The sequence below is a fragment of the Dactylosporangium sp. NPDC048998 genome, from assembly GCF_043197855.1.
Lineage (GTDB): Bacteria > Actinomycetota > Actinomycetes > Mycobacteriales > Micromonosporaceae > Dactylosporangium.
In genome coordinates this window covers 1-22,059 of sequence record NZ_JBICTV010000062.1, presented here as the reverse complement: position 1 = coordinate 22,059, position 22,059 = coordinate 1, and the positions used below count along the sequence as shown (strand labels likewise).

Here is a 22,059-nt window from a genome sequence, read left to right as displayed (position 1 = left end):
CCGCCGTGATCTGGCACAACTGGACCATCGGCGCCCCAGTCAAGCGGTCCCTCATCGCCTACGACCACTGAATCTTCAAGGCATCAATCATCTAGCCCGCGCATCGATCTCAGTCGGTGCTTGAGCTGGCTGTGATCGGACTCGATCGGATTGTTGGCGTACTGCTCGACGTGGTGCCACGCGGACGGGATCAGCTCGTCGAGGACGGCGGGATAAACCGCGGCGGCGTCCGTAATCACCTCAGTGGGTTTGACCTTCAACGTAGACAGTGCCCGGCGGAAGAACCGCTGGGCGGCCTTGGCGTCGCGGCGCGCCGAGACAAGCACGTCGATGACCTGTCCGTACTGGTCGACCGCCCGGTACACGTACCGCCAGACGCCGTTGACTTTGACGTAGGTCTCGTCGACGTGCCACCTGTCGCCGGGTGAGTGGCGACAGAATCGGGCGGCATCGGCCAGCAGTGGCGTGAACCGCTGCACCCACCGGTAGACAGTGACGTGGTCGACCTCGACACCACGCTCGACCAGCAACTCCTCCACGTCCCGGTAAGACAGGCCATAGCGCAGGTACCACCGGACCGCCACGACGATCACCTCGGCCGGAAACCGGAACCCGGCGAACGCCGACCTCGGCGGCAGCCACGGGCGTGGACGGATCGATGACTTCACTGCTCAAAGTCTGCCTCGATCTTGCCAACGCTCAACGCAACAGAGCCCTCACTGGTGCACCATCCCTTTATCCGAGTCGCCCGTTTGAGCGCTGACTGGGAGGGTTCGGGTGCACCCCTGGTCCCCGCCGGGCCATCGCCATCACTGCTCGACCTTCGAGGTCCAACTTGAGTTCTGAGAGGCCCGGCGGCCCAGGACACCCCGACTGGCTACAGGGCTATGCGCCAATGAGCGCCGATCAGTGAGCGACCGGCTGCGGTGTCCCGGGACCACCGGGTGTGCCCGATCTGCGTGAACGCCCGCAAAATCGACCCCGCCGGGTTCCGGGACAACGCGGAATCCGGCGGCACCGTGCAGATGTGGCAGTGGATCGGTGACGACCCCGCCGTGACCTTCAGCTACTGACCGGGTCGCCGGCCCGCCGGCCGGTGCGGCGTGCAACCCTGTCGCGGTGTCCGCCCGTCTGGTAGGTGTGCGTTTTGCGATCTTCGGCCTGCCGGCCGCCGTGGTGGTGCTGCTGCTGGTCACGCTGAGCGGCGACGGCATCACCGTGACACGGCCCGCGCAGCCGGTGCCGGCCGTGTCCGCCGTCCCAGTCGCCGCCGCGCCCCTGCCCAGCCCCACCACGTCGGCGTCCCCGTCGCCCAGCCCGACCTTCCATGACGGCGACGGGCGCTTCGGCGCCTTCATCACGACGGGGAGCCAGGCGGTCGCCCTGACCTTCGACGACGGGCCGGACCCGATCAACACCCCCAAGCTGCTGGCCATGCTGCGGGAGCGGCACATCCACGCCACGTTCTGCATGGTCGGATTCCGGGTCCGCGACCGGCCCGACCTCGTCCGGGCCATCCACGCCGACGGGCACACCCTGTGTAACCACTCCTGGCAGCACCTGCTGAACCTCGCCCAGCGCGACGACGCCTACATCGACTGGGACCTCAGACACACCAACGACATGATCCGCGCGGCGGTCGGCACGGACGTGCCGGTCCGGTACTTCCGCGCGCCCGGCGGCAACTTCACGCCCGCCCTCGTGGCGAAGGCGCGCTCGCTGGGCATGGACTCGATCTCCTGGGACGTGGACCCGCGCGACTGGGAGCACACCCACGACAGCGGCGCGTCGGCGCACATCTCCCGCGTGGTGAGCCACGTGAAAGGCCACACGCGCCCGGGCTCGATCGTGCTGTCCCACGACAACGGCCAGCCGAACACCATCACCGCCTACCAGTACCTGCTGCCCTGGCTCCAGGAACGCTTCACCCTGGCGGGACTGCCCGCCGCCGGGCTGTGACGTTCACAAAAGGGCTGTGACGGTCACGACGGGTAGGTGACCCGCTGCGCGATCGTCGCGTTGCAGTCCCAAAGTTGCAGCTGGGTGCCGTTGGTCGTGCTGCTGGAAGGGTCGTCCAGGCAGCGGCCCGACTGCGGGGTTGCGCAGCGCCTGGGTGGCCGGCACGTAGGTCCGCTGCTGACCGCCGGCGCCGGCGCAGTCGAACAGCTGCAGCTTCGTCCCGTTGCCGGTCCCGCCCGCAGTGGCGTCGAGGCACTTGCCGAGCGCGCGCAGGGTGCCGTCGCCGGGGGCGGTCCACTGCTGGGCCCCGGTCCCGTTGCAGCAGTACCGCGGCGCAGGACTGCTCGAATGGCTCCGAAAGCGACAGGACCGCTGCACCGTCGAGACCCGCGCCGAGAGTTGGCGGTGTAACCAGCAGATCTGCGACTGGGCCGACGCACTCAACCCGACCATGACACCGACCAAGTCGCACAACGACGAATGGACCGGCCACGACGGCATCTTCACCATCGCCCGCGACGACGTGCCCGCCTACGTCGCGAAATACCGGCCAATGGTCCTGCACAGCCGCACTACCGACACCATGGGCCTCCAGCTCTGAACTTCGGACTGTCCAAAGGCAGCACCTACGACCGGGTCCTCATCTTTCCTACCCAGCCGATGCTCACCTACCTCAAGAACGCCGACCCTGCGCGGTTGAAAGCGCAGACCGGCTCTACGTCGCAGTTACCCGCGCGAGGCACAGCGTCGCCTTCGTGGTCGACCGACGCGACACAACCTTCGCGATGCCCCCGCCAGACACTGAGATCAGTGCTGAATCGACACCGAACATCCGGTGATGCAAACCACGACGACGGACGGACCAGCGAGCGCCCAGCCACTTGAAGGAACCGTTCTGCGTCGATAGGTTAGTACGCATGCATCCCTGTTTTCTGCAGGGGTGCTATGGGTGTTCGACACGTAAATCCCCTGCCCGGCGGCATTTCGGGCAGATCCGGTCAAGCCGGAGACTGCGGTTCGAGTGCGCAGCTCGCCTCGCTACAGATCACGACGAGTCCGCACTCGCGCAGCTGCTGGGCAAGCCCTGACGCTCTTGAGCTGACCATTGCATCGGCATCGCCCTCGACGAGCAGCGCATGGACCGCCTCGATCAGGTGATCCTCGCGCAGATAGAGGTTGCGTCGACGTCCTGCCGCACGCTTCGCGCTCGTGTTCCCGTGCTGGCACCGGTACGCCGCCCGGCCGTGCGACCAGCACGACTCCAGCCGCCGCCGACACCACCCGCAACGCACCAGACCCACAAACCCATACTCCCGGCCGCCACGCGGTGCCGGGTGCGCCCGGACCGCTTGGACGGCAACGAAGTCCTGCTCCGACACCAACGGCGGATGCACCACCGACCGGGACACCACCCACTGATCCGCCCCGCGCCCACCGCTGCGTCCTGAACGGTCCCGGCAGGTGCGCCGGCGTGTAGTAGGCCGGCTGGCGGTTCCACACCTGCCGGCCGGTGTACTTCGCGCTCATCAGAATCGCCCGCACGGTCGTCAACCCCCACGACGTCCCGGTCCGGTGCCGGTTCCGCGCCCGGTCAACACTGGACGGGCACGACACGCCCGAGCCGTTGAGCTCCGCGGCGATACTCGACACGCTCCGGCCACCCAGCCGCTCCGCGAACATCCACCGCACCGTCGGCGCCGTCACCGGATCCGGGTCGAACCGTTGCAGCCGCCTACCCCACTTCGCATGCATCGGATTCGGATGCGGCCCAGCATCGACGAGGCGATACCCGAACAGCGGCCGGCCGCCGAGGAACCGGCCCTCATCCCTGGCCTGCCCACGCATCGCCTGCACCGCCCGCCACCGCGCCCGCTGCACCTCCCGCTTCGACTGCGCACCGAGCAACATCACCAACGCCCGGTGCGACGCGTCGCCCACATCCAACGCACCGTGCGCCTCCGGCAACCACAGCTGCACACCATGCGCCTCGAACAGCGGCAGCAACGACATCAGCTGCGTACCGCAGAACGCCCGCTCGTACTCCCCCACCACCACCGCGTCGAAGCCACGCTCCGGATCGGCAAACCGTCCCAGCAACGCAGCCGCCTCCGGCCGATCCGCCAGGACAGTCGCCGGCTCCGTGAACTGTCGAAATACTCGGCCACGATCCGGCCGTGCCCGGCCACCAACTCCTCCGCAGCGTCACGCTGCCACCGACGCGAGGACTCCCGCTCCTGGAAGTCCGCAGTCGACACCCGCCCGTAGAATGCGAACTGAACCGTCCCCGCAGCGTCCGCCGGCCGCCGACCCATCCACGCGCCGGGATGTACCTGCTGCATCCACTGGGTCAGCAGGCATTCATCGTCGTGCTCAAGATCGGTCGACACCTCACACCTCGAGCCAGTGGCCAGACAAACTTCACTCTCATTGAGCTGCTGCGCTCCCCACGGCGGCCGGACCAGGTGTGCGATCCCGGCCACGTCGTCAACGGCGTCCCCCACCGCCTCAACGGTCGTTGGGCTACCGAACTGCTTCAAAAACGGCTTTGTCGGCGCCGACTGATCGACCTCGACTATTCGCTCGACCAGCGCCCCCGTCCGCCCAGGCTGGCCCACGGCATCACCACCGCCTGAGTTGCCCGGCGGTCTCCGATCGCCCGGTTTGGGCCACGCTGGTCGGCGCCGGGAGGGCGATCAGGGTGAACCGGCCCGCCAGGTCGGGCAGGATCGTTCGCAGCGCGGCGACCGTCTGCGGCCCCGCGCCGTCGTGCAGGAGCACGATCCCGCCGGGACGAGTTTTCGTCAGCACGGTGTTGACGATCGACTGGACCCCCGGGCCGCTCCAGTCCCGCGGGTCGACGGTCCACGAGATCGACGTCATGCCCAGGCCGGCCGCGATGCTCACGATGTCGGGCGACCAGTTGCCGCCGGGGGCGCGGAAGTAGCCGATCACCGCGCCGGGTGCGACCGCCCGGATCGCGTCGTTGGTGCGTTGCATGTCGGATCTGATGTGGTCGGGGGTACGGGTGCGCAGCATCTCGTCGTGGCTCCACGAGTGGTTGCACAGGGTGTGCCCCTCGGCAACCATGCGCCGGATCATCTCGGCGCGTGCCGCGACCTGCCGGCCGACCATGCAGAAGGTCGCCTTGACGTGGTGCTGGGCCAGCAGGTCGAGCACGGCGGGGGTGTCGTCCCACGGGCCGTCGTCGAAGGTCAGCGCGACCGCGTCCGACCCGGTCTTGCGCACCGTTCCGGCCGGGCCGTCGCCGGGCGCGATGACTGGCGACGAAGCGGACGGTGAGGGCATGGGGTTCGGCACGCTCGGTTGGACCGTCGGCTCCTGGTGCTCGGCGACCACCGGTACCGCCGCGACCGGCGCGGACGGAGGAGGCGCGGGCGGGCCGCTGTTGCCGCGGCTGCCGCCGAGCGTCAGGGCCAGGATGGTCAACCCGAGTACGGCGATGCGGCGCAACGGCACGGAGGTACTCCAAATCGGTCCGGCCCCGTGAGGGCTCGACGATGCTACGGAACAGACGGATGCCGGAGCGCTTTCGGTTGCCGAGATTCCGCCCGTTCGACCAGGACACGCTCATCAGCGTCGGAGCGGCCGGGCAATGGCAACTCGGTCCGGTCACGGTGATCCTCGGCTCCCTCAACCGAACGGATGCCGTCGATCTTTTGTCAGACGTTGTCCGCGCCCCGGTCCGTGGATGGCTCGCCGAGTTGCCGTCTGAACAGAATCACTGCGTGACGGACGACCGGCCGGGAATGGTGACGGGAGGTCTCCTTCAGGGGTGGTTGCGCGTGGCTGGTCGAGGTCATACGGGCGCCGGCCGCGGCGCGGCACGGCGGGTTGGTCAGCGCGGACCAGCGAGGGCCGCGACACGGGTGCGGGTGCGCTCGATCTGGGCGGCGACCCGCTCGTCGGGCATGGACACCGTGGCGCACCCGTCGCAGAACCGGACCTCGGCCCGCGACCGGGCACGGCGCAGCGTGCGGAACATGGCGACCTCCTGCAACGGCGACGCCGAGGCTGTCTCGACGTCCGTCTAATCAACAGTTGCACGCTGTTTCGAGATCTGTCAATCTAGAGGTATGTCAAAGCAGCCGGCGGTGCTCGCCCTCACCGACCGCAACGGGGGCGAGCCGTGCTGCCCGCCGATCGCCCAGCAGTCGCTGCCCGCGGAGACCGCCGCGGTCCTCGCCCCGGCGTTCGAGGCGCTCGGCGACCCGGTCCGGCTGCAGCTGATGTCGATGATCGCCTCGGCCGAGGGCGGGGAGATCTGTGTCTGCGACCTCACCCCGGCGTTCAAGCTGTCCGGCCCGACGATCTCCCACCATCTGCGGGTGCTGCGCGAGGCCGGCCTGGTCGACGCGGACCGGCGCGCGACGTGGGTGTACTACCGGGCCCGGGCTGGTGTGCTGCGCCAGCTCGCCGGTCTGCTCGCGGTCGGTGACGCCGGTGCAGCGGGCCGCGGCCGGGTCATAGCATCGCGGCATGGACCCGTCCGTATCGGACCGGATCGACAGCTACCTCGATGCGGTGACGGTCGTGCTGCCCGCTGGGCGTCGTGCTCGGGCGGCGATCCGCGCCGAGCTGGCCGACGGTCTGGCGTGCGCGGTCGAGGCACGGGTCGGCCGCGGCGCCGCACCAGGGGCGGCGGCCGCCGCGGCGCTGGCCGAGTTCGGGCCGCCGGCCGTGGTCGCGCGGGCGTTTGCGCGGGAACTGCTGGCCGCGTCGACCCATCGCACCGGCCGGGGGTTGCTGCTCGGCGGCCCGCTCGTCGGCTTGCTTTGGGTCCTCGCCATGCCCGGCGCCGGCCGGTCGTGGCCTGTCGGACCTTCGACACCAACCATTTCCCAACGGCGCACGCCTAGATCGATGCGGGCGTGCGCCGCTTGCTTGTCCGGATAGTAGGTCAATCGAAGCCCGAGCTGCTGGTACACGGTCGCCTTGTCCTCCGGCGAGGCTTCCCCGATCGCGATCGCCATGTCGCCCAACTCGTCGACCAGCTGAGTGACCTGTTCGACGGTCAGCGCAAGGTCCGACCGTGTGGTTCGGCCGGGAAGATCCCGTTCGGCCAGGACGCGGTCCGCCTGGACGCACCGAGAAAAGCACCCGGTCGCCCTCGGCCAGCCCGGCGGTTCTGATCCATCCCGCCACGATGGCCGGATCCGCGCCGGCCTGCAGCGCGGCACGGTACAGTTCCAGCTTCAGGTCGCACTCCTCGATCGCGGACCGCGCCGCCAAGATGATCGGATCCGGCCGGTCTTCATCGATCGACGCGGCGGCGAGCCCCGAATCGTCCGCGCACGGCCCACGGGGTCAAACGTGGTGGAGAGCCACGCGTTCGAGCGGCCCGGTAATCACGTCCTACCGCATGATTACGTTGCGCGGATGGTCGACGACGTTCGTCAGCGCATACTCCTGGGGGAAACCGGCACCGGTAGTACGCCACATCGTGTGAGTGCTGACCTTGCATCTTGCGCTTGCAGACTCCGCAGTACACCGCTCCCTTGAACACATATGGGTTGCGGCTGCGGTACTGCTTCCGCGGACCACCCCGCCTGTCGCCGCGCCTCGCCTTGGTGGCACGAACCTGCTCGAACGAATCCGTGTCGATGATCGCCGAGTGTGCCGCAACATCGGACTGCACCCACTCGTCCCTGTCGTTCCAGCGCATGACGCTCGTGTGGCCGAGCGCTACGTCGTTGGTGTCGACGACCGGCGTGTCGACGACGGCGGCGGCCTGCGAGGCTCCGGCCGCGGCGAGGGCGAGCACCACAGCGACGACGAGCATGATTCTGACGCGCATGACGGGCCTCTTCCGTTGGCGGACGAGAAGAGTGCCTGAGGTTCGTCGGCAGTATGCGCAGGTTCCGTCAACGATTGACAGTACTTATGTCGCCGTCGTTCTGCATCGGCCGGTATAACACTTTCCCGCCGGACGCTCCGGCTGGCCGCACGGCGGTGACGGTCTTGTCACGCTGTGCTCGGGCGCGTGACGATGGTCGCCATGGCGGTCGGGTCGGAGCGGCGGTTCGAGGAGCGGCTCGCGCAGATGCGGGAGCGGATGAGCACCGGGGACCGCACGGCGGTCGAGATCGCGTTGGTGATCGGCGACGAGCTGGTGGCCGACGCGGTGTTCGCGAGCCGGCCGGGCGGGCAGCGCGTCGACCTGCTCGACGAGCTGGGCATGGGGTACTACCAGCGCCACCTCGGCGTCGGCGAGCCGGCCGACCTGGAGCGGGCGATCGCGTTGTACCGGCGGGCGGTCGGCGACCCGTGCGGCGACCCGCGGCTCGACCAGGGCGTGCTCAACAACCTCGCGATCTGCCTGTCGCGCCGGTTCCAGCTGTACCGCATCGAGGCGGACCTGACCGAGATGCTCGCGGCCACGCGCCGGCTCGTCGACGAGACCCCGGCCGGCTCGCCGCTGCTCGGCGGGCGGCTGTCCAACCTCGGCGTGGCGCTGAGCCACCGGGCCGCGGACGACGATCTCGACGAGATCGTCGACGTGTACCGGCGGGCGGTCGCGGTCACCGATCCGGACGACCCCGACCGGGCGACGTACCAGAACAACCTCGGTCGCGCGTTGCTGCGCCGGCACGAGGTGACCGGCGATCCGCAGGACCTCGACGAGTCCGTCGAGACCATCGAGGCGGCGCTCGACGCCACCGAGGAGGGCTCCCCCGACGCGCCCACCCGGTACGCGAGCCTCGCCGACGCGTACTGGGCCAGGGGCGACGCCACCGGGCAGGAGACCGCCGTCGACCTGCTCGACGCGGCGATCGGCGACCTCGCGCCCCACGTCGCGGAGCGTCGGCTGTGGCGCGGCCGGCGGGACGCCTGGCTGGCCGAGCTCGCCGGCGTCCGGCCGCGGACGGTGGCCGACGTCCTCGGGGAGGAGCCCGGGGCCGACGTCGTGGAGCTGCTCGCGGTCTGCGCGTTCACCGGCGCCGGGCTGCCGGCGGAGGCGCTCGGCGACCTGGCCGGCGACGACCGGCTGGCGCGGGCGGAGCGGTGGCTCGCCGTCGAGGAGTACGGCGTGGTCATGGATCAGGCGGCCCGCCGGGTGCTGGGGATCGCCGGCGTCGGCGAGCCGGCGGCGCGCCGGGGGGTCGCGATCCTGCGGGAGCTGTTCGCCGAGGAGCTCGACGGGGACCCGCGGATGGACGCCGACGCGGACCCCTTCGAGCTCGCGGACCGGTGGCAGGCCCTCACCACCCGCGTCGCGCACGCCGGCTCGCTCAGCGTCCGCTTCGGCGTCCGCGAGGCCGACGTCGCCGAGCTCGTCGAGGACGTCGCCGCCCTCGCGGTCGTCTACGGCGAGCTGCCCGCCGCGCTGGCGCTGCACGAGCTGGCCGTGCCGCTGCGGACCGGGCTGCACGGCGCCGAGCACTCGAAGGTCGCCGAGGCCCGCCTCGGGTACGGCTCGGTGCTCTGGCAGGCCCGCGACCCGGCCGCGGCCCGCGTCGAGGTCACCGCCGCGCTGGAGACGTTCCAGCGCGTGCACGGCGCCGACCACCGCGACACCGCCCGGGCGACGATGCAGCTGGCCAACATCATGCAGCAGGCCGGCGAGGCCGAGGCGGCGCTGCCGCTGATGCGCCGGGCGGTCGACGCGATCCGCGCACACGAGGGCCCGCTGACCCCGGCGCTGGTCTCGCCGCTGCAGAACCTCGGCACGCTGCTGCGCGACCTGGGCCGGCCGGACGAGGCCGTGCCCGTGCTGGAGCTGGCGGTCGCGATGGGGCGCCTCGGGTCGCCGACGCTGGCCGGCGCGATCGCGCTGGACAACCTCGGCACGGCGTTCTACAACGCCGGGGAGCTCGCCGTCGCCCGGGCCTGTTTCGAGCGCGTGCTCCAGGAGTACGGGTCGTTGCGGCCGACGGCGTCGGACCTGTCGGTCACCCGGCACAACCTCGGCCGGGCACTGGCCCGGCTCGGCCACCGGGCGGCGGCGCTGGAGCACTTCGAGGCCGCGATCGCGCTGGCGGGCCACGCGGGCGCCGGGCCGCAGCTCGTACAGAGCCTGGCCCGCGAACGGGCCGGGATCGAGCGCGCCGACCCGGCCGGCGATCCGCCGCCGGCCGCGCCGGTAGAGTACCGGGCGCGCGACCCCCAGGCCCGGCTGGTGCTCCTGCTCGCCGAGGCGATGCGGTCCGAGAGCCCCGACGACGTGCGGCGCTTCGGCGCCGAGCATCCCGACGCCACCGGCGCCGAGGCGCTCACCGACCTCACCGAGCAGGCGCGGGCATTCCGCCGCCAGGGCCGCCACGACGCGGCCGAGGCGTTCGAGGAGTTCGTGGGCCAGCTGGTCGAGGGCGCGACGGCGGCGCCGGTCGCGGACCCGCCGCCCGCGCCGGTGCCGGACGCCGTGCTGGACGCCTACGCCGAGGCCAACGCCCCGCTGGTCCGGTACGACGACGACGGCGACCCCGCCGACCTGCGGCTGGGCATCGAGCGGATGCTGGCGGTCATCGCCGCCGGGCGTCCCGCCGCGCCGCCGGTGGTGGCCGTCAGCAACCTCGGCTGGGCGTACACGGAGCTGCTGCAGCACAGCGCCGGCGACGAGGCGGCCGAGTTCCTGGCGCTGTGCGAGGAGCCTGCCTTCCGTACCCGATGGACGGCCGCGGATCGAGCCCTCGTCGACTTCGCCGAGGCCGTGTTCCGGCAACACCGCTGGGGTCTGCGGCACGACTGGGCCGACCTGTCGGCGGCGATCGAGCGGTACGACCGCGCGCTGCGGGCACCGGAACTCCCGCCGGCGGACCGGGCGCGGGCGCTGAGCAACCTGGCGTCGGCGCTCGGCGTGCGGCACGACGCCGAGCACGACCGGGCCGACCTGATCCGCATGATCGACGCCGCGCAGCGCGCGATGGACCTGGCAACCGACCCGGACCGGGCACGCATCGGCGTCGTGCTCGCGCAGGGTCTGCTGCACCGCTTCATGGTGGACGGCGACGGCGCCGACCTCGAGCACTCGGTGCGGATCCTGCGCCGGGCGGCGGCGGAGCAGGTGCCCGACGCGGCCGAGGCGCTCACCACCGCGCTCACCGAGCTGTTCCTGGTCAACCGCGATCCCGAGCTGATCGACGAGGTCTGCCGGCTCGCCCACGACGCCGACGCCGCGGCCGCCGGCGCGGACGACCGGGCCCGCACCGCCAACAACCTGGCCGTCGCGCTGGTCGCCCGGTTCGAGCTGACCGGGCAGGCCGGCGACGTCATCGAGGCGGTCGAGTGCATGCGCCGCGCCCTCGGGCTCGTCGGGCCGGACGCGCCCATCCGCCGCCTGTACCTGGAGAACCTCGGCGGGTACCTGTGCATGGCGGTGACGGCCGGACACCTGCCGGAGGCGATCGACGAGGCGGTCGACGCGTGCCGCGCGGCGGCCGGACTCGGGAGCACACCGGCGGCGCGGACCAACCTCGGCATCGCGCTCGGCACCCGCTACACCGACCGCGGCGACCCCGACGACCGCGACGGGGCGCGCACGGTGTTCCGCGAGGTCTGCCGGGAGGGGCTCGCCGGCGGCGGCCGGCACTACCTGAACGCGGCGATCGCCTGGGAACAGTGGGCGTTCGACCGCGACGCCTGGGACGAGGCCGCGGAGGCGGTCGGCTACGGCCTGGACATGCTCGGCCGGCTCGTGACCGACCAGTACACGGCGTCGTACAAGCTCGGCTGGCTGCGGGTCACCGAGGGGATGGCCGGCCGCGGCGCCTACGCGCTGGCGAGGCTCGGGCGCCCGGCGGACGCCGCCGTGGTCCTCGAGCGCGGCCGGACGCTGCTGCTGCAGGAGGCGCTCGGCCGCGACCCGCGCGCCCGGGCCGGGCTCGCCGCGGCCGGCCACGCCGACCTCGCCCGCCGCTACACCACGGCGCTGGCCGAGGTGGATTCGCTGGAACGGCGCGCCGACGAGACCGAGACGCCCGACGGGTTCGAGCGGCTGCGGGCCGCCCGGACGGCGCTCGCGGCCGTCGCCGCCGAGCTCGGGGCCGTGCCGGGCTACGAGCGGCTGGGACGCCCGCTGACCGCCGCGGACCTGCGCGCCGCCGCGGCGGCGGTGCCGCTGGTGTACCTGGCCAGCACGTCCGGTGGCGGCCTGGCGATCACGGTGCCGGCCGACGGCCCGATCCACTGCGACTGGCTGCCCGCGGCCACGACCGTCGCGACGCTGCGGCACGCAACCGGCCTGCTGCGGGCCGGCGGGGGCGACCTCGGAGCCCGCATCGAGGACACGACGCGCTGGCTGTGGGACGCGGTCGCCGCGCCGGTCCTGCAACGGGTGCGCGAGGCCGGCGGCGCGACGGTCGTCGCCAGCGGGCCGCTGTCGCTGCTGCCGCTGCACGCCGCCTGGCGCCCGGACGCCGCCGCGGCCGGCGGCCGCCGCTACGCGCTCGACGACGCACTCATCACCTACGCGCCGAGCGCGGCCGCGCACCGGGCGAGCCGGGAACGCGCCGCCACGCTGGACGCCGGCAGCGTCCTGGTGGTCGCCCCGGACGACGGCGGCGACCTGCCGCACACCCGCGCGGAGGCCGAGGCGGTGCACCGGGCCCGGCCGGCCGGGCGGGTGCTCGTCGGCGCGGCCGCCGCCCGGACCGCGGTGGAGGCCGCGCTGCCCGACCACCAGGTGCTGCACTTCGCCTGCCACGGCCGCTACGCGCCGTTCGCGCCGCTGGACAGCGGCCTGGTGCTGGCCGGCGCGGAGGTGCTGACGCTGGGCCGCCTGCTGACGCTGCGCCTGCCGGAGGTGCGCCTCACCGTGCTGTCGGCGTGCGAGACCGCGCTGCCGAGCCTCGACGTCGTAGACGAGGCGCTCGGGCTGCCGGTCGGGCTGCTGATCGCGGGCGCCGCCGGCGTCATCGGCACCGGCTGGCGCGTCCCGGACCTCGGCGCGATGCTGGTCATGGCCCGCTTTTACACGACCTGGCTGGGCGGCCCGGACGCCGGCGCCGAGGCGAGCCCGCCGGCCGTGCTGCGGGCCGCCCAGCAGTGGGTGCGCGACAGCACGAACGGCGAGCTGCGCGCGGCGTTCCCGCAGCTGTACGCGACGCTGTCGCTGCCGCCCGGCGCCGAGGCGTTCTGGGCCGCGGCCCGGCCGTTCAGCGCGCCGCTGTACTGGGCGTCATTCGCCTACGTCGGGTGCTGACGGCGGCTGGAACGCCGGCGCCGTCCCGTGCAGCCCGCGCCGCAGGTACGTCGTCAGCAGCCGCCCCTGCTCGCGCTCGTGGTCCGGGTGGCGCGGCGGCGGCCACCGCAGCGACGCGTAGAGCGCGGGCCGGTGCAGGTCGACGCTCGCCTCGACGAGGTCGGCGTAGGCGGCCGCCCGCGCCGGAACCCACCCCCACCCGGCCGCCGCAGCCACGGCGAGCCCGGCCGGCGCCGCCCACCACGCCAGCGGCGCGAACGCGACGAACAGCACGCCCCACACGGCGGCGGCGACCGACAGGTCCAGCGACCGGCGGGCCGCGGTCAGCTCCTGCCGGGTCGGCTCCGGAAACACCAGCCACAGGTGCGGCCACGCGACGACCGGGTCGAGGCCGTACTTGTCGATCGGCCGGGTCTCGGCGGCCCGCAACACGTTGCCGACGCGGGTCGGCAGCAGCCGGTCGCGCGTGGGCAGCCGCCGCAGCCGCCCGTCGACGGCCGCGAACTCCGCGCGCTGCCCGGCCGTTGCGGTCCCGTCGTGCACCGGCCCGGCCAGCTCCTGGAAGCGCTCCGCGTCGGCGTCGGCCCGCCGCGACACCCGACCGACGAGCCGGCGCCGCGGCGCGTCGAGCCAGCCGGGCCAGTACCCCTCCAGCAGCGCCAGCGCCGGGCGGGTGAGCTGCTTGACCAGCAGCCCGGACGCCGCGATGCCGGCGACCGCCGCGAGGACGAACATCCACTGCACCGGGCCGGACCGCCTCGTCAGCCACGCCGTCGCGATGTCGAGCGACCGCAGGCCGTCGCGGGCCGCCAGCCACACCAGCAACCCGCCGAGCCAGAACGTCAGCGCCGGGCCGGACACGGCGGCCCAGCGCTCGGCCAGCTTGCCGCCCAGGGAATCCCACACCGTGACCGCCTCGCTCAGACCGGACGCAGCGGCTGGTCCGGATGATCCGGGCAGGCCCGCACGGGATCGCCGGCCGAGATCCGCCACCAGGCGAACGCGCCGTCGACCGGGCAGATGTACTGCTGCGCAAGCACCACGTCGCCGCCGTGCGGGTTCGGCAGGGCCGCGTACCCACCCTCGGGCGGCGCGGCGCGCGAGCGCAGCTGCCGCACCTCGGGCGGCAGCTGCTCGTCGTCCGCCAGGACCGCTGCCGCCCAGGCGTGGGTCGCGGGCGAGCTCGCCAGCAGCGCGAGGATCCGGTCGGTCGGATCCTGGCCGTCGGCCGCGGCCCGGATCAGGGCGACCAGCGCCCGGTCCAGGTCGGCGGCGGCCGGTCCGGCCAGCTCCGGCAGGTACGGCCGGATCGACCGCGCCACCTCGAGGATTCGCACGTCCACGCGTCCCTTCTAGCAGGTGTGACAGGCGGCGGCCAGCCCTTGCGTCCGTGTGCTATCCGTTTGTCCACACGAATCGGGGGATACGTATGCATGCCGGTGAGCTCACGCAGGAACTGCTGGACGCCGCTACCTGGACCGACGCGATGGTGGAGGCCTCCGGCATCCCGATCGCCGACGTCGAGTTCGTCAGCGTCGGCGGCGGGATCGGCTCGTTCGTCACTGTCGACTATCTGCGCATCGCGGGCGTGACACCGGACCGGATCCGGGTGCTGTCCAACATCGACCACCCGTGGCAGACGTACCAGTACCTGACCCGCGTGTCGCAGATCCCCGAGCGGGAGCGCATCCGCTCGGACTCGTCGTCGCGGCCGGACAACATCTGGGCTTCCCGTCGTACGCGCTGAGCGAGGCCTGGCGCGACCGCACGCTGCGCCCACTCATGCACGTCCTCGGCGAGCCCGTCTTCGCCGACTACTGGACTCCGCGGGCCGGCGACGTGTTCGCCTCGCTGCGCCGCGAGTCGGCCCAGATCTCCTACCCGTCGATGCTGGTCCGCGGCGTCGTGCGGAGGTACGGCGGCGCGCCGGCGGCGGATACTTCACGATCCTGACCCGCTCCCCGGCCACGGACCGGCCGGGCGGGTCGCCTACCGCTCCCGCTTCGTCCACCTGGCGGTCGGCTACCCGGGCCTGCGGTTCCTGCCCGACCTGCAGGCGTTCCGCGAGGAGTACGGCGACTTCGAGCACGTCGTCAACGCCTACGAGCCGCACGAGCACGTCTACTTCGGCTACGGCATCGCCTGCGCCTACGCCGGCCACACCGAAGCACCGGCTCGGCCACCACCACCACCACCTACATCTGCGCCGACCTCCAAGCCGTCGCCACCGCACTCGCCGCCCTCACCGGACAACCGCACCCTCTCGCACCGACCGGTGGCAGCCGCGACGGTGATCACATGCAGGCTTGAACACCGCCGGGCTGCCGTGCGCTAACCATGTCGAAGGCCATCAGCAGGAGCGGTACCGGTGATCTGGTGGTGACCCGGTGAGGGTCCGCGCTGACCTCGACCGGTGCGTCGGCTCCGGCAACTGCGCCCTGGCCCTGCCGCAGGTCTTCGACCAGGACGACGACGGCCTGGTCGTCGTCCTGGACGAGCGCCCCCCGGCGAGGCGGCACGACGACGTCCGCACCGCCGTGCTGCACTGCCCGGCCGCCGCCTGAGCATCAAGGAGGATCAGGCCGGTCGCTCGCCGGTGGCGACCAGGGCCACCCGGGGCAGCTCCGCGGCGAAGCGGCCGCCATCCGGGTAGACCAGGATCGGATCCAGTCGCCCGTCGTCGACCAGGTGCTCCGCGTAGGGGCTGAGCAGGTCGCGGACCATCCGCCAGTGATCCTGGCCCGGCTTCGGCCGCAGCCGCTCGAGCGAGAACAGGTCGATCAGGTATTGCAGCAGCTCGACCCAGGCCTCGTCGGCGCTGTCCGCCCACACGACGCACGGGTCGTAGACCTTGCTGACCCGCACGTCGGCGAAGCCCGCCTCGTGCAGCAGCTCCGCCAGCCCGGCCTCGGTGAAGTGCACGCAGTCGTGGCCGGTCAGGGTGTACTTCTCCAGGACCTCGGAGTACCACCGGGCGGTCGGTGAGTGCTCGACGAAGTCCTGGACCAGCACGCGCCCGCCGTGGCGCAGGACCCGGTGCGCCTCCCGCAGCGCGGTCACGCGGTCGGGCACCGGCACGTGGTGCGTGCCGTAGGCGAAGATGACGCCGTCCATGGTCTGGTCCGCGAGCAGCAGCGACTGCGCGAGCTGCCGCACGGTGGGGTAGCCGCGGGCCAGGGCGTCGGTGACCATCGAGCCCGCGGCGTCGCCGGTGAAGATCTCCGGCAGCTCGGCCGGCGGGGTGATCAGCCGCATCGTGTGGGTGAGGGTGCCGTTGCCGCCCAAGACGTCCAGGACGTACTTGCCGGCGCCGCCGCCGGGTAGGAGGGCGTCGAACAGCGCCTTGATGCCTCGGGTCCGGGCCAGGGGGTACCGCACCTGGGTCTGCCGGTAGGTGTCGCCTCGCCCACCCTTGTCGGAGCCCTCGAAGACGGTCGACGTCTGATAGGTCCCGCGGTTCGCGAGCATCCGGTCCAGGCTCAGCCGCTCGTACAGTGCGGGATGGTGCGCACGGCACGCGTCGAGGTATTCGGCGGCCGTCACGCCGGGCAGGTATTCGAAGTTGTGCACTCGGCTGAGGTCCTTTCAACGGGCGGCGGACACCACCGCTGAGGGTGGTGTCCGCCGTCGACGGGTGGGTTTATCGAGCGGTGGTCGCGGTCGCGAGGTCGGCGTTGCCGAAGTTCGCCGGGCAGTCGGCCTGCGGCCACGGCGCCGGGACCTGCACGCTGTCGGCCTCCAGGGACGCCTGCCGCCACGCGTCGATGGCCGGGCAGTCCGCCGTACGGGACACGTCGGTCCAGGCGCCGGCCCCGTAGCGACGGGTCGCGATGGCGTAGACGAAGAAGCCGAGGAACTCGGGGTAGTTCCAGACGGCGAAGCTGGTGCCCCGCGCGTCCCCGCTGCGCCCGACGTACCTGGTGCTCCAGTCACCCGGCGCGCCGTGCCGGCCGATCGGGGCCGACCGCAGCGCCCCGCGCAGCAGCCGCGGCTGGGCCGTGGTCGGGCTGAACGGCGAGATGAAGGCGTTGTAGGTGACATAGACGCGCGAGGCATCGGGCGCGACAGCGATGGAGGTGTACAGCACGCGCTCACCCGGCTGCGACACCCGCTTCGGCGCCGACCACGTCTTGGCCCCGTCCGTCGAGTACGAGTAGAGCGCCGCCTCCTGGTTCAGCCCGAGCCGGCCGTCGGCCCAGGTGAAGAAGATCTCGTCGGTGGCGTCGGCACCGGTGGGGGCGCCGTTGGCGATGCTGACGCTGGGTCCGGGTTCGTTGGCGGTACCGGCGGGTCCCTCCTCCGTGCACCGGTGCCCGATCGTGTCAACGTAGTAGCAACCGGTGTTCATCGGCATGAAGTCGACCGGCTCGGTCCACGTGGCGCCGCCGTCGGACGACTTCACGATGGTCTGCGCCGCGTTCAGCCCGAAGTGCGGGAACTGGCCGAGGAAGTGGGTGAAGAAGGCGTACACGCCGCCGTGGCTGTCGGTGCGGACCGTGCACGCCAGCCGGTAGCCGTCGGTGGGCGAGTTGCTCGGCGGCGCGACCGCGTGGGTGGCCCACGTCTGCCCGCCGTCGGCGGACACCGCGAGGGTGGGCTGGATCGGGCCGACGGCCCCGGCGACCGGGGAGAACAGGAAGTCGTTGTAGCACATGTAGACCCGGCCGAAGTACCGGCTGCTGGCCGCGTTGTCGGCCCAGACCTGGTCCTCGGTCGGCCGGGACGCGGCGGGCGCGCTCGGCGGCACGATGACCGGGGCCGACCAGTTCGACTGCACGGCGACCCGGGCCGGGGTCGGGTTGTCGATGTGCGAGACCGTCACGGTCCGGGTGCTCTCGATGCGGCCGGGCTGGATCGGCGTGTTGGTCAGGTTGTTGGCGAGCGTGGACAGGTACAGCCGCGAGCCGTTCTTCCAGGAGAACTTGCCGTCCTTGAGCACCGGGCCGAAGGCCACCGAGTTGCCGCCGGCGGCGCGCAGGCCGTTCTCGTAGTAGTTGGGGACCGTGTTGATCGGCCCCGGCTGCGGCACGCACGGTTCGACCGTGGGGTCGCACCCGGCCGCGGTCAGGCCCTGATAGGTGGGCTGGGTCCAGCTGCGCCCGCTGTCGAACGAGAAGTAGATGCCGGTGAAGTTGACGCCCTTGTTGAAGGTGCCGCCGCCCTGCGGGTTGGCCGGCAGGCCGCACGACGCCCCGGTGGTGGCGGCCGCCTTCGAGCACGGCTGCATGTCCACCAGGTCGTTCGAGGTCGCGGCCAGGACGTTGGTGTTGACCGGGTCGACCGCCATGGTCGGCATGGTCTGCACGTTGCGCTGGTACTGCCCGGCCGGGCTGCCGACGCTCATCAGCGCGCCCTTGGCGGTCGCCTGGTGGCCGTGCGACGACCCGGCCGTCAGAGCGGCCACCGTGCCGACGGCCGCGACCAATGCTGTCAATGATCGAACTCTGCGCATGCATTGCCCCTTTCGCTTCTCGATTCGATCGACGGCGATCAGCATGACAGTGGCGGCTGACGCAGGCCTGACGTTCACAGGACCGGCTCGGCGGGCAGCTCCCGGTGCCGCTTCAGCGGGCCGATGAACAGCAGGACGTCGGTGACGACGTTGGCGATCATCAGCAGGAACAGCGCCGTGCGGACGTCGATGACGGTGCCGAGCACGCCGCCGAGCAGGCTGCCGAGCGGCCATACCCCGAAGGAGACGAACCGCATCGTCATGGCCACCCGGCCCCGCATGCCCGGCGGGCAGTAGGCCTGCCGGAACGCGCCCGAGGTCACGTTGCGCACGACCACCCCGGTGGCCCAGACCAGGGTGCCGGCCAGCGCAAGCACCAGCAGCGGGCCGCGGGCGGCGAGCGGGAACAGCAGCTGGAAGCAGTCGGTGATCGGCGCCGTGAGTAGCGTCCGGGCCGACCCGAGGCGGGCGCTGACCTTGGCCGCGACGGCCGCGCCGAGCAGCCCGCCGACGCTGATCGTGATCGTAGTGGCGCCGACCGCCCAGGCGTTGAGCCCGGCCTCCTGGATCAGGAACACGACGACGAGGGCCTGGATGCCGCCCATGAGCAGGTTCGTGCAGGCGGTGCTCGCGGTGAGGATCCGCAGGTACGGATCCCGGGCCACGAACGCCGCCGCCGAGCGGATGTCGGCCCGGAACGTGGACGGCGGCCGATCGGGGCGGGCGGGCGGCAGTGCGGGTTCCCGGGCCCGGATGGACCACAGGCACACGGCGCTGGCCAGGAAGCTGAACGCGTCGATGAACAGCCCGACGACGGCCGAGGAGAGCTGGGTGATCAGCCCGCCGATGCCGGGGCCGGCGATGTTGGCCGCCTGCTCGCTGCCCATCAGGCGGGTGTTCGCCCCCAGCAGCTCGCCCCTGCCGACCAGGAACGGGACGTAGGCGTTGTACGCCGCGGTGAACAGCACGTTCGCGCAGCCGACGGCGAACGCGATCACCAGGACGTACTGCATGGACAGCGCGTCGAGCCAGGCCAGCAGGGGGACGCTCACGATCAGCACCGCCGAGGCGAGCTGGCAGACGATCATCAGCGGCCGCCGGCACCGGCGATCGGCCCAGGCGCCGGCCTGCAGCCCGACGACCAGCCAGGGCAACCAGACCATGGCGTTGAGCACACCCATCATGAAGGTACTGGCGCCAAGCGTCTGCAGGGCGACCAGGGGCAGCGCGAAGGTGGTCACGGCGCTGCCGGTCTTGCTGATGGACTCCGCGGTCCACAGCAGCCGGAAGTCCCGTCCCCGCAGGGCACCCCCGGTCTCGGCGGCGGCGGTGCCCGTGTCCGTGGCCATCAGCCCTCGAGTCCGGCCGCGAGCAGGGCGCCGATCTCCGCCGCCGGCCCGGGCCGCATCATCTCGAAGTGTCCACAGTCGACGGTCCGGCGGTCGATGGTGCCGGTGACGTACGGCGCCCACAGCTCCGCGATGCCGGGCCGGCTGTGGGCCGCCTCGACGAACAGCACATCACCGTCGAAGACCTCGTGCCGGGTGCCCTGCGCGATGCGGATGAGGTTCGCGGCCGCCGCCGGAAGGTCGGCCAGGAGCGTTTCCGGCAGGCCGAGCCCGTGGGCGACCGCCGCCCGGTCCGGGTCGTCCAGGCCGAGGTCGTGCGCCATGGTGAGCAGGATCGCCTGCTCGACCGCGGCGAGCATGGCGGCGGGCGCCATGTCCAAGAGCTGGTGGTTGGTGGGGAAGGCGTCCAGCAGGGTCAGCATCTCCACCCGCTCGCCCTCGCGCCGCAGCCGGGCGGCGACGGCGTGCGCGATGCTGCCGCCCAGCGACCAGCCGAGCAGACGGTACGGGCCGGTCGGCTGGACCGCGCGGATCCGCCCGGCGTAGCTCGCGGTGAGCTCGGCGAGGTCCCGCGGCCGGTCCGCCGTCATCTGCAGGCCGTAGACGGGCAGATCGGCCGGCAAGTGCCGCTGCAGGCCCGAGTAGCACCAGGCGACCCCGGACACCGGATGCACGCAGAACAACGGCGGCTTGTCCCCGCCGGTGCGGATCCGCAAGACCGGGTCGATCCGGGCCTGAGCGGCCGAGCCCGCCGCGAGCGACGCGACGACACCGACGACGGTCGGCGCCTGCAGGAACAGCCGGACCGACAGGTCGGCGCCCAGCGCGGCCCGGATGCGGCTGACCAGCTTGGTGGCCAGCAGCGAGTGGCCGCCGAGGGCGAAGAAGTTGTCGTCGACGCCCACCGAGTCCACCCGCAGCACCTCGGCGAACAGGGCGCACAGGGCCTCCTCACGGCTGGTGCGGGCGGCCCTAGCGCCGGGCACCGAGAACGTGGGATCGGGCAGCGCCTTGCGGTCGAGTTTGCCGTTCGGGGTCAGCGGCAGCGCGTCCACGGCCACCAACGCCGACGGCACCATGTAGTCGGGCAGCCGGGCCGCCGCGTGCCGGCGCACCTCGTCCAGGTCGGCGGTGCCGTCCGCGGGCACCACATAGCCGACCAGCCGGCCGTCCCGGACGACCACCGCAGCCCGGCCGACCGACGGGCCGCCGGCCAGCACGGCGGCGATCTCGCCGGGCTCGATCCGGAAGCCGCGGATCTTGACCTGGTCGTCGGCGCGGCCGAGGAAGTCCAGGCGGCCGTCGCGCGTCCAGCGCACGACGTCGCCGGTGCGGTACATCCGCGCACCTTCGCCGTGGAAGGGGTCGGCGACGAACCGTTCGGCGGTCAGGCCGGGCCGCCGCCAGTAGCCGCGGGCGACCTGCGTCCCGCCGACGTACAGCGCGCCCGGCACCCCGATCGGGACCGGGCGCAGCCGCTCGTCCAGCACGTACAGCCGGGTGCCGGGCACCGCCCGCCCGATCACCGGCCGGTCGCCCGTCACCGGGGCGGTCGTCGTGTAGATGGTGCACTCGGTGGGGCCGTAGCCGTTGAGCCCGCTGACGCCGTCGGCGGCGCGGATCCGGGCCCACAGCGCGGGTCCTACCGCCTCGCCGCTCACGATCAGCGTCGACGGCACGGCCTGACCGCGCGACAGCCCGTCCAGCAGCCCCTCGTCGGCCAGCTGCTCGGCGTAGGAGGGCGTAACCTCCATCAGGTCCAGGCCGTGGGCGCGGACGTAGCCGACAAGCTCGCGGGCGTCACGGCGGGTCTCCTCGGTCAGCAGGTGCAGTTCGTGGCCCTCCAGCAGGCACAGCACCATGCTCCAGGACACGTCGAACGACAGCGCGGTGACCAGGCCGGCCCGCAGCCGCCGCGCCGCGGGCGCCGTCAGCTCGACGCGCACGTACCCGAAGAAGGTGGCCAGGCTCGCGTGGGTGACGACCACGCCCTTGGGCCGGCCGGTCGACCCGGACGTGTAGAGCATGTATGCCGGGTCGCCGGGGCGGACCACCACCCCGACCGGCTCAGCCTGCGCCTCGACGGCCTCCAGGACTTCCGCCGTGATCGTCACGACCGGCGCCGCGTCCCACAGCATGTA

The 22,059-nt window shown here is 72.4% G+C and carries 19 protein-coding genes and 3 pseudogenes; 9 read left to right on the top strand and 13 right to left on the bottom strand.

Annotated features, from left to right (window positions below; translation table 11 throughout):
• Positions 1–92: 92 nt before the first annotated feature.
• Positions 93–638: pseudogene (locus ACGFI8_RS46485) on the bottom strand (IS6 family transposase); the annotation flags it as partial.
• A gap of 481 nt (positions 639–1,119) precedes the next feature.
• On the opposite strand from ACGFI8_RS46485, the gene ACGFI8_RS46480 reads away from it, so the two are divergent.
• The gene (locus ACGFI8_RS46480) at positions 1,120–1,959 is read left to right on the top strand and encodes a polysaccharide deacetylase family protein (RefSeq protein ID WP_392815153.1); all 840 of its coding nucleotides are present in this window, start codon (positions 1,120–1,122) and stop codon (positions 1,957–1,959) included.
• Positions 1,960–1,962: 3 nt separating this feature from the next.
• On the opposite strand, the gene ACGFI8_RS46475 is transcribed toward ACGFI8_RS46480, so the two are convergent.
• On the bottom strand, positions 1,963–2,337 hold the full coding sequence (locus ACGFI8_RS46475; protein ID WP_392815159.1) for a ricin-type beta-trefoil lectin domain protein: 375 nt from the start codon (positions 2,335–2,337) through the stop codon (positions 1,963–1,965).
• Here ACGFI8_RS46475 and ACGFI8_RS46470 point away from each other — a divergent pair.
• Positions 2,276–2,560 carry a hypothetical protein gene (locus tag ACGFI8_RS46470; protein ID WP_392815161.1) on the top strand — a complete coding sequence of 95 codons (285 nt, stop codon included), beginning with the start codon at positions 2,276–2,278 and terminating at the stop codon, positions 2,558–2,560. The genes ACGFI8_RS46475 and ACGFI8_RS46470 overlap by 62 nt on opposite strands.
• Before the next feature lie 397 nt (positions 2,561–2,957).
• On the opposite strand, the gene ACGFI8_RS46465 is transcribed toward ACGFI8_RS46470, so the two are convergent.
• Both ACGFI8_RS46465 and ACGFI8_RS46460 read right to left on the bottom strand, forming a co-directional pair.
• Positions 2,958–3,251: a hypothetical protein gene (locus tag ACGFI8_RS46465; protein WP_392815156.1), complete on the bottom strand. Its 294-nt coding sequence runs from the start codon at positions 3,249–3,251 to the stop codon at positions 2,958–2,960.
• Positions 3,252–3,501: 250 nt separating this feature from the next.
• Positions 3,502–3,639 (bottom strand): annotated as a pseudogene (locus ACGFI8_RS46460) (recombinase); the annotation flags it as partial.
• Between the two features lie 644 nt (positions 3,640–4,283).
• On the opposite strand from ACGFI8_RS46460, the gene ACGFI8_RS46455 reads away from it, so the two are divergent.
• On the top strand, positions 4,284–4,592 hold the full coding sequence (locus tag ACGFI8_RS46455) for a hypothetical protein (RefSeq protein ID WP_392815151.1): 309 nt from the start codon (positions 4,284–4,286) through the stop codon (positions 4,590–4,592).
• Here ACGFI8_RS46455 and ACGFI8_RS46450 read toward each other — a convergent pair.
• Together ACGFI8_RS46450 and ACGFI8_RS46445 are read right to left on the bottom strand one after the other, a co-directional pair.
• Positions 4,579–5,436 carry a polysaccharide deacetylase family protein gene (locus ACGFI8_RS46450; protein ID WP_392815149.1) on the bottom strand — a complete coding sequence of 286 codons (858 nt, stop codon included), beginning with the start codon at positions 5,434–5,436 and terminating at the stop codon, positions 4,579–4,581. The genes ACGFI8_RS46455 and ACGFI8_RS46450 overlap by 14 nt on opposite strands.
• A 379-nt stretch (positions 5,437–5,815) precedes the next feature.
• Positions 5,816–5,962 (bottom strand): hypothetical protein, encoded by a 147-nt coding sequence (locus ACGFI8_RS46445; RefSeq protein ID WP_392815147.1) that lies wholly within the window; start codon positions 5,960–5,962, stop codon positions 5,816–5,818.
• A 91-nt stretch (positions 5,963–6,053) separates the two neighbouring features.
• Here ACGFI8_RS46445 and ACGFI8_RS46440 point away from each other — a divergent pair.
• Positions 6,054–6,407: pseudogene (locus ACGFI8_RS46440) on the top strand (ArsR/SmtB family transcription factor); the annotation flags it as partial.
• A gap of 49 nt (positions 6,408–6,456) precedes the next feature.
• The gene (locus tag ACGFI8_RS46435; RefSeq protein WP_392815144.1) at positions 6,457–6,873 is read left to right on the top strand and encodes a permease prefix domain 1-containing protein; all 417 of its coding nucleotides are present in this window, start codon (positions 6,457–6,459) and stop codon (positions 6,871–6,873) included.
• A gap of 358 nt (positions 6,874–7,231) precedes the next feature.
• Here ACGFI8_RS46435 and ACGFI8_RS46430 read toward each other — a convergent pair whose 3' ends face one another.
• Positions 7,232–7,774: a zinc ribbon domain-containing protein gene (locus ACGFI8_RS46430; RefSeq protein WP_392815142.1), complete on the bottom strand. Its 543-nt coding sequence runs from the start codon at positions 7,772–7,774 to the stop codon at positions 7,232–7,234.
• Positions 7,775–7,975: 201 nt separating this feature from the next.
• Between ACGFI8_RS46430 and ACGFI8_RS46425 the strand changes: the two genes are divergently transcribed.
• Entirely contained in the window at positions 7,976–13,117 is a 5,142-nt protein-coding gene (locus ACGFI8_RS46425; RefSeq protein ID WP_392815139.1) for a CHAT domain-containing protein, read from the top strand.
• Here the strand turns inward: ACGFI8_RS46425 and ACGFI8_RS46420 are convergent.
• On the bottom strand, positions 13,094–14,023 hold the full coding sequence (locus ACGFI8_RS46420) for a hypothetical protein (RefSeq protein ID WP_392815137.1): 930 nt from the start codon (positions 14,021–14,023) through the stop codon (positions 13,094–13,096). The two genes, ACGFI8_RS46425 and ACGFI8_RS46420, sit on opposite strands and share 24 nt — an antisense overlap.
• Before the next feature lie 14 nt (positions 14,024–14,037).
• The gene (locus tag ACGFI8_RS46415; RefSeq protein ID WP_392815134.1) at positions 14,038–14,460 is read right to left on the bottom strand and encodes a hypothetical protein; all 423 of its coding nucleotides are present in this window, start codon (positions 14,458–14,460) and stop codon (positions 14,038–14,040) included.
• A gap of 86 nt (positions 14,461–14,546) precedes the next feature.
• Between ACGFI8_RS46415 and ACGFI8_RS46410 the strand changes: the two genes are divergently transcribed.
• From ACGFI8_RS46410 to ACGFI8_RS46400, 3 genes are all read left to right on the top strand, one after another.
• A complete protein-coding gene (locus ACGFI8_RS46410) occupies positions 14,547–14,864 on the top strand; it encodes a hypothetical protein (protein WP_392815131.1) in 318 nt (105 codons plus the stop codon).
• Positions 14,865–14,899: 35 nt separating this feature from the next.
• Complete coding sequence (locus ACGFI8_RS46405) at positions 14,900–15,070, top strand: hypothetical protein (protein WP_392815128.1); 171 nt, start codon at positions 14,900–14,902, stop codon at positions 15,068–15,070.
• A 434-nt stretch (positions 15,071–15,504) separates the two neighbouring features.
• On the top strand, positions 15,505–15,681 hold the full coding sequence (locus ACGFI8_RS46400) for a ferredoxin (protein ID WP_392815125.1): 177 nt from the start codon (positions 15,505–15,507) through the stop codon (positions 15,679–15,681).
• A gap of 13 nt (positions 15,682–15,694) precedes the next feature.
• Here ACGFI8_RS46400 and ACGFI8_RS46395 read toward each other — a convergent pair whose 3' ends face one another.
• The 4 genes from ACGFI8_RS46395 to ACGFI8_RS46380 all read right to left on the bottom strand — a co-directional run.
• Positions 15,695–16,687, bottom strand: coding sequence for a class I SAM-dependent methyltransferase (locus ACGFI8_RS46395; protein ID WP_392815123.1), 993 nt, complete (start codon positions 16,685–16,687; stop codon positions 15,695–15,697).
• Positions 16,688–16,757: 70 nt separating this feature from the next.
• The gene (locus ACGFI8_RS46390; protein WP_392815122.1) at positions 16,758–18,551 is read right to left on the bottom strand and encodes a sialidase family protein; all 1,794 of its coding nucleotides are present in this window, start codon (positions 18,549–18,551) and stop codon (positions 16,758–16,760) included.
• A 92-nt stretch (positions 18,552–18,643) separates the two neighbouring features.
• On the bottom strand, positions 18,644–19,918 hold the full coding sequence (locus tag ACGFI8_RS46385) for an MFS transporter (RefSeq protein ID WP_392815120.1): 1,275 nt from the start codon (positions 19,916–19,918) through the stop codon (positions 18,644–18,646).
• Positions 19,918–22,059, bottom strand: a 2,142-nt coding sequence (locus ACGFI8_RS46380) for an AMP-binding protein (RefSeq protein WP_392815118.1), incomplete at its 5' end; no start/stop codon positions are given. The genes ACGFI8_RS46380 and ACGFI8_RS46385, both read right to left, overlap by 1 nt.

Bases quoted from the DNA above. Each gene is read 5' to 3' on its own strand.
- ACGFI8_RS46410 (WP_392815131.1), top strand. From the start codon at position 14,547: ATGCATGCCGGTGAGCTCACGCAGGAACTGCTGGACGCCGCTACCTGG.
- ACGFI8_RS46435 (WP_392815144.1), top strand. From the start codon at position 6,457: ATGGACCCGTCCGTATCGGACCGGATCGACAGCTACCTCGATGCGGTG.
- ACGFI8_RS46405 (WP_392815128.1), top strand. From the start codon at position 14,900: ATGCACGTCCTCGGCGAGCCCGTCTTCGCCGACTACTGGACTCCGCGG.
- ACGFI8_RS46455 (WP_392815151.1), top strand. From the start codon at position 4,284: ATGTACCTGCTGCATCCACTGGGTCAGCAGGCATTCATCGTCGTGCTC.
- ACGFI8_RS46445 (WP_392815147.1), bottom strand. From the start codon at position 5,962: ATGTTCCGCACGCTGCGCCGTGCCCGGTCGCGGGCCGAGGTCCGGTTC.
- ACGFI8_RS46425 (WP_392815139.1), top strand. From the start codon at position 7,976: ATGGCGGTCGGGTCGGAGCGGCGGTTCGAGGAGCGGCTCGCGCAGATG.
- ACGFI8_RS46385 (WP_392815120.1), bottom strand. From the start codon at position 19,918: ATGGCCACGGACACGGGCACCGCCGCCGCCGAGACCGGGGGTGCCCTG.
- ACGFI8_RS46430 (WP_392815142.1), bottom strand. From the start codon at position 7,774: ATGCGCGTCAGAATCATGCTCGTCGTCGCTGTGGTGCTCGCCCTCGCC.